This is a genomic window from Chloroflexus sp. (assembly GCF_034435895.1).
Lineage (GTDB): Bacteria > Chloroflexota > Chloroflexia > Chloroflexales > Chloroflexaceae > Chloroflexus.
Genome location: NZ_DAOTWH010000234.1, coordinates 1 through 6,820, shown reverse-complemented (window position 1 = coordinate 6,820; position 6,820 = coordinate 1). Strand labels below are relative to the sequence as shown.

At 60.6% G+C, this 6,820-nt stretch carries 5 protein-coding genes; 2 read left to right on the top strand and 3 right to left on the bottom strand.

What is annotated here, in order from left to right; translation table 11 throughout:
- The 3 genes from U9R81_RS13540 to U9R81_RS13530 form a co-directional block, all read right to left on the bottom strand.
- On the bottom strand, positions 1-658 hold a 658-nt coding region (locus U9R81_RS13540; RefSeq protein WP_322495969.1), incomplete at its 3' end, for an STAS domain-containing protein.
- A gap of 21 nt (positions 659-679) precedes the next feature.
- On the bottom strand, positions 680-2,122 hold the full coding sequence (gene proS / locus U9R81_RS13535; protein ID WP_322495968.1) for a proline--tRNA ligase: 1,443 nt from the start codon (positions 2,120-2,122) through the stop codon (positions 680-682).
- A gap of 159 nt (positions 2,123-2,281) precedes the next feature.
- Entirely contained in the window at positions 2,282-2,527 is a 246-nt protein-coding gene (locus tag U9R81_RS13530; RefSeq protein WP_322495967.1) for a hypothetical protein, read from the bottom strand.
- Positions 2,528-2,732: 205 nt separating this feature from the next.
- Between U9R81_RS13530 and U9R81_RS13525 the strand changes: the two genes are divergently transcribed.
- Both U9R81_RS13525 and pulA read left to right on the top strand, forming a co-directional pair.
- Positions 2,733-3,308, top strand: coding sequence for a DUF1997 domain-containing protein (locus U9R81_RS13525; protein ID WP_322495966.1), 576 nt, complete (start codon positions 2,733-2,735; stop codon positions 3,306-3,308).
- A 123-nt stretch (positions 3,309-3,431) separates the two neighbouring features.
- Positions 3,432-6,820 (top strand): pullulanase-type alpha-1,6-glucosidase (gene pulA, locus U9R81_RS13520; protein ID WP_322495965.1); only part of this gene is annotated, 3,389 nt, incomplete at its 3' end.

Sequence of the window (6,820 nt, the reverse complement as noted above, 5' to 3'; positions counted from 1 at the left end):
TGGCGACCGCAGTATCGATCACCGGCACGCCGGTGATATCGATAATCACTATATCCGACTGCCGTTCAGCGATAGCGGTGAGCAGGCGTTCCATAATTTGGCCGGCGCGGGAGCTATCGATCGCGCCGACCAATGGCAAGACCAAGATGCCTTCGTACAGCGGCAAAATCGGCGTGCTCAGCTCGCGGATGGTCTGTTGTTGGGTCTCGATCTGCTCGGCCTGATCGCGCAGCTCTTGCTGGAGCGCCAGCATCGCTTGGCTATAACCGAGCAGCAACAGCCGGTTAAACTCGTTGATCGCATCCTCAAAGCGCCGCACATCGCCGATAGAGACCCGATCTTTGCCGAAGGCATCGAGTTCTTGCCAGCAAAACTCGCGAATGCACCTCATCACGGTCATCATATCGTCGAGCGAGAGGCCCATCCGGGCGCGGCGTTCGCCGATTTGGGGCGCCCATTCGCTGACTGGCGCACTGTTGTTGTCGCCAAAGAGTGCGCAGATGGTTTCGACCGAACGTTGCAAGGCCGGGCTTAATTCATTGGCAGGGATAGCGGCATAGCCGCTGCTCTCGGCTTGCACGGCCCGGTACAAACGGTCGCGTGTTTGTGGTATGCGCTCGCGGATGAAGGCGGCTAAGTTGGTTAGCGTTGTGCTCATAACGCTCCTCGGCGACACACCCTAATAGGCGCGGGCAAAGATGACTTGCCGATCGGTTTCGCGGCCAGTGTAGATGCAGTGGCCCACCGTACCGGGTTGCTCAAGCGGGATGCAGCGGATGGTTGCCCGCGTCTCCTCTTGGATGCGCTTTTCGTCGGCGGTATCGCCGGCCCAAAATGCGCGGGCAAAACCTTGTTCGACCTGCTCTTTCAGCTCTTCGTAGGTGGTTACATCGGTGGTATGGGACTCGCGGAAGGCAAGGGCGCGCTGGAAGAGACCGGTCTGCATTTCGGCCAGCAGAGTCTCGATTCGCTCGGTCAGGCCAGCCTGCGGCACGAAGCTCTTGCCGGCTTTGCCGGGAATATCGCGGCGCGCGAGGGCGACCGTCTCTTTGGCGACATCTTTCGGCCCGATCTCGATCCGCACCGGCACCCCCTTCAATTCCCACTCGTTAAACTTGTAGCCGGGGCTATAGTTATCGCGGTCGTCAACCTTGAATCGCAGCCGGCCTTTCCATGCGGCGGTCATACGGTTGACGGCTTCCATCACCGCGCTGCGCTCTTCATCATTCTTGTAGATTGGCACCACCACCACCTGAATCGGGGCCAAGCGCGGCGGCAGCACCAACCCTTCATCATCCGAATGGGTCATAATCAGCGCACCGATCAGGCGCGTGCTCACCCCCCAGCTCGTCGTCCACGCATATTGGATGGTATTGTTCTGATCGGTAAACGTAATATCAAAAGCGCGGGCGAAATTCTGGCCGAGGTTATGCGAGGTGCCGGCCTGCAACGCGCGCCCGTCTTGCATCATCGCCTCGATACAATATGAACGAAGCGCGCCGGGGAATTTCTCTTTTTCGGTCTTGAGACCGCGGATCACCGGCACCGCCATCTCTTGTTCGACAAAATCGGCGTAGACTTCGTGGAGGATGCGCAACGTCTCTTCCTCGGCCTCCGCTTCAGTGGCATGGGCGGTATGGCCCTCTTGCCACCAGAACTCGGCGGTGCGCAGGAAGGGGCGGGTGCGCATTTCCCAGCGCATCACGTTAGCCCACTGGTTATAGAGCAGCGGCAGATCGCGGTACGAGCGGATCCACTTGCTGTAGAAATAGCCGATGATCGTCTCGCTGGTGGGGCGGATGATGTACGGCTCGGCCAATTCTTCGCCGCCGGCGCGGGTGACTTCAGCCACTTCGGGGGCGAAGCCCTCGACGTGCTCGGCCTCTTTCATGATGAAACTCTTGGGAATGAGCAGCGGAAATTGGACGTTGGAGTGGCCGGTGGCTTTGATTCGGTCATCGAGCGCGCGCTGCATCAATTCCCAGATTGCCCAGCCGTGCGCTTTGACCACGATACATCCGCGCACGACTTCGGCGACCTCGGCTAGATCGGCTTCGCGCACAATATCGAGATACCACTGGTTATAATCAACGCTGCGTTGGGTAATAACATCTTTGGGCATGCCGCTTCCTCGGGCTGGTTATCAACGCTTATGCTCAGCGCGGCGCGCTGATTCCTACCGGCTTATTATAGCCGACATGCGAGAAGAGAGTGCGGCGACAAAAACACAAAACGCGGGGCGCATCACCGCCCCGCCATTTCGCCACTATTCCTAACGGAATTACTTCTTCAATTCTTGTTGCATCACGGCCATAATCCGATCAACATCAACACCGGCCTCTTTAGCAAGCCGGATCTGCTCGAGCAGGCGGGCCTGCGCTTCGGCCAGCCGGCGTTGTTGATCGACCTTCTCGTGCTCACGATCGGCTTTGGCCTGATCTTCGGCCCACTTCCACGCCTGCTCCCAAAAGAGACCAACTTCACGGAACATCATTCCAAAGATGCCGCCGCTCTCTTTGACTGACATTGATCGCTCCTTCCCGCCGCCAGCCCGGCTGCGGCGCTGCTATCGCGGTCCTGTTTCCCATTCTATTACGCAAAAAGCAAAACGTCAATCCTCACTGGCGGGTTCTCGCTTGCACAAACCGCATGGAGATGCTATACTAGCCGTGATTGATGTCATATATGAAATTAGCGTGGCTTCGGTGACGAAGCTGCGCCGAGGAGCGTCTATGCCGGCGCCCTACACACCCTCTGTTGCCAGTGATGACCGCCGCCGGGCTGTCGATCTGAATGGCGCTGCTGTCCATCTCTTCCGCTTTAATGGCCCGCTCGATCTCGCCTACGAGTATTTCTGCGACATTCCGGCGGTGTTTAGCCTGTTGCCCGATGCGATCGAGGTCTTTGCGTATGCCCAAAATCGCTACCGCCTCGTCGTCGGCGCAACTGATGGCCACGGCCACGCGATGGCCGGCTATTTTGACGTGGCCGCCATTTTCGAGCCGCACCGCCTGATCCGGATCGTGCCGGTCGATGATGGCCCGCCGATCGATCTGACCGGGTTTGTCTTTCCCGGCCAGCTCTTTGCCGAGGCGGTCTTTTATCCGCATGCCCATGGCACGGATGTTGAATATACCGTCGAATTGGCGATGACGATTCCGGTGCCGCGGGTGCTGTGGGGGATGCCCGGCAAGGTGTTGCAAGCTGTGGGTGAGCGGGCGATGGAACATAAGATGAACCACATGATCACTGGCTTTACCCGCGCCATCGATGCCGATTTCCACGCGTGGATCGGCGGCAATGGGTGATGAATGGTAAGGGTGCGGCGGTAGACGCACGCTCATAGGGTGTCTCGTCATAGTTGCATTATTCCCGCAACCTGCTATACTACGCGCAAATAGTTTCGTTGCCAACAATCATAGGTGGACGCTATGCAGCTTGGTGTTTGGCGCCGGCGCGCGCTGTTGGCGCTCGCAGTCTCGTTGTGGCTGGTCTGGTCGCTGGCTGCGTTACCGATTGCGGCGCAAACCACGCCTGATCCCAAAACTGTCACTATTCCCGGTACGATCCAGAGTGTGCTTGGCTGCCCCAGCGATTGGCAGCCGTCGTGCAGTATTACCTACCTGACCTACGACCCCGCAGTTGATGTGTGGAGCGCGCGGTTTGACTTGCCGGCGGGCTATTACGAGTACAAAGTTGCGCTGAATGATAGCTGGGCCGAGAATTATGGCCTCAATGCCCGCCGCGATGGGCCAAACATTCCGTTGCAGGCGCCCGCGCCGGCGACAGTACGGTTTGTCTACGACCATAAGACCCACTGGGTGACGGATAGTATCAATACGCCGCTGATCGTGGCGGTGGGCGATTTCCAACCCGCCCTTGGCTGCGCTGCCGCCGATGATCCCACCTGTCTCGGTTCGTGGCTGCAAGACCCTGATGGCGATGGGTTGTACACCTTCACCACCAACCGCATTCCCGCCGGCGAGTACCGCTTGCGGTTGGCGATTGGCGAGACGCTGGAGGGTGCAATTGGCGAGGGCGGCCCGAATGGCCCGCCATTCGTGATCAAGGTGGACGAAGGCGGCGAGGTGTACGTCGGCTATAACGCAGGGAGTGGCGAAGTGACGATTTCTACCGCCGGCGCGCCTAAAGGCGATATTTCGCGCGCCCGCGCCTATTGGGTTGATGCCGAGACGATCGTCTGGAATGTGATTGGTACGCCGCGCTATCGCTATGCCCTATTTAGCGATCCGTCCGGCGCGATCAAGCTGACGCCGCAAGGGGTGGCGGGCGGGCAACGGATCGATCTGACCTTTACGCCGGCTGGCCCCGGCCCGGCGCTGGCTAAGTTTCCCCATCTAGCCGGCTTTAGCGCCTTTAAGTTGCCGCCGCTCGATCGTGCGCGTCTGATCGGCCTCACCCGCGGCCAGTTGGTGGTGGCGATGTACGATGAGAATGGCCAGCCGCTCGATGCGACCCGCGTGCAGATTCCCGGTGCGCTCGATGCGCTCTTCCCCTACGATGGCCCGCTCGGTGTGACGATCGAGAATGGGGCGCCGGTGATCCGGGTGTGGGCGCCGACGGCGCGCCAAGTGCGTTTGCACCGCTTTGCCGATGCTAATCCCGATACGCGCGCGGTGGTCTTGCCGATGACGCTCGATGCCGCGACCGGCGTCTGGAGCATTCGTGGCGAGGCGAGCTGGATCGGCCAGTATTATCTGTTTGAGGTTGATGTCTATGTGCCGAGCGTGGGCCGGGTGGTAACGAATCTGGTCACTGACCCGTATTCAGTTTCGCTCAGCGCCAATAGCACTCGCAGCCAGATTATCGATCTGAACGATCCGGCCTTGCAGCCACCCGGTTGGGCGACGTTGCAAAAGCCGCCGCTGGCCGCGCCTGAAGAGGCAGTGCTCTACGAGCTGCATGTGCGCGATTTCAGCATTCTCGACGAGACGGTGCCTGCCGATCTGCGCGGCACCTTCCGCGCCTTCACCGTGCGCGACAGTGTTGGCATGCGCCATCTGGCCGAATTAGCCGATGCCGGCGTCACCCACGTCCATCTGTTGCCGGCCTTCGATATTGCCACCATCGAAGAGATTCGCGAACGGCAAGCGCCGCTGCCCTACGAGCAACTGCGCGCGCTGCCGCCCGATTCGCCCGAACAGCAGGCGTTGATCGAGCCGATCCGCGATCTCGATGGCTTCAACTGGGGGTACGATCCCTATCACTATTCGGCGCCGGAAGGCAGCTACAGCACCAATCCTGATGGCCCACAGCGCATCCTCGAATTTCGCGAGATGGTGCAGGCGCTTAACCAGACCGGATTGCGCGTGGTGATGGATGTGGTCTACAACCACACGAACGCCAGCGGCCAGAACCCGCGCTCGGTGCTTGACCGGATTGTGCCCGGTTATTACCACCGGCTCGACGGCGACGGCAATGTGACCACGTCAACCTGCTGCGCCAATACTGCCACCGAGCACCGCATGATGGAGAAGTTGATGATCGATTCGGTGGTGCTGTGGGCGAAATACTACAAGGTTGATGGTTTCCGCTTCGACCTGATGGGCCACCACATGAAGGCCAACATGCTGGCGGTGCGGGAGGCGCTCGATGCGTTGACGCTCGAACGCGACGGTGTGGATGGCAAATCAATCATCATCTACGGCGAGGGGTGGAACTTCGGTGAGGTCGCCAACAACGCGCGCGGCATCAACGCGACCCAATTCAATATGGCTGGCGCCGGCATCGGCACCTTCTCTGACCGGCTGCGCGACGCGGCCCGCGGCGGCGGCCCCTTTGACGATCCGCGCTTGCAAGGCTTCATTTCCGGCCTCGCCACCGATCCGAGCGACTTCCCACAAGGTACGCCGGATGCGCAGCGGGTCAAACTGCTGGCCGAGACCGATCTGATCAAGCTGGGGTTGGCCGGCAATCTCAAGACGTACCGCATGGTTAACTACGAAGGCCGCACCGTCCCCGGCGAGCAGATCAAGTATCGCGGCGCCGCCGGCGGCTACACTCTCGATCCGCAAGAGCAGATCGTCTACGTGTCAGCCCACGACAACGAGACGCTGTTCGATGCGGTGCAGCTCAAAGCGGCGGCCACCACGCCGATCGCCGAGCGAGCGCGCATGGCGCAGCTCGGCCTGTCGCTGACCGCGCTGGCGCAGGGCATTCCCTTCTTCCACGCCGGCGATGAACTGCTGCGCTCGAAATCGCTCGACCGCAACAGCTATAACTCGTCCGACTGGTTTAACCGGATTGACTGGCGCGGCCAAGAGAACACCTTTGGTTCGGGGTTGCCGCCGGCATGGGATAACCAGAGCAACTGGCCGATCATGGCGCCGCTGCTGGTCAACCCTGCCCTCAAGCCGGACGAGGCGCTCATGCGCGCGACCTACGACCACTTCCGCGAGATGCTGCGCATTCGCCGCAGCACGCCGCTTTTCCGGCTGCGCACCGCTGAAGAGGTCGAGCGGATGGTCTCGTTCTTCAACAATGGGCCGGATCAAATCCCCGGCCTGATCGTGATGAGCATCAGTGATAACGGCCCGGCGCGGCTCGATCCGAACATCGGGCAGGTGGTGGTGCTGTTCAATGCCCGGCCTGATCTGGTGACCATCACCATTCCCGAATTGGCCAACGGCGATCTGCGCTTGCACGATGTGCAGGTCGCTTCGAGCGACGAGCGGGTAACACAATCGCGCTACAGCGCCGATGGCACCTTCAGTGTGCCCGGTCGCACTACAGCGGTCTTCATTGGCCCGCGCCCGCTGGTAGCCGCACCCGCACCGGCGCCAACGGCGACCGCAGCGCC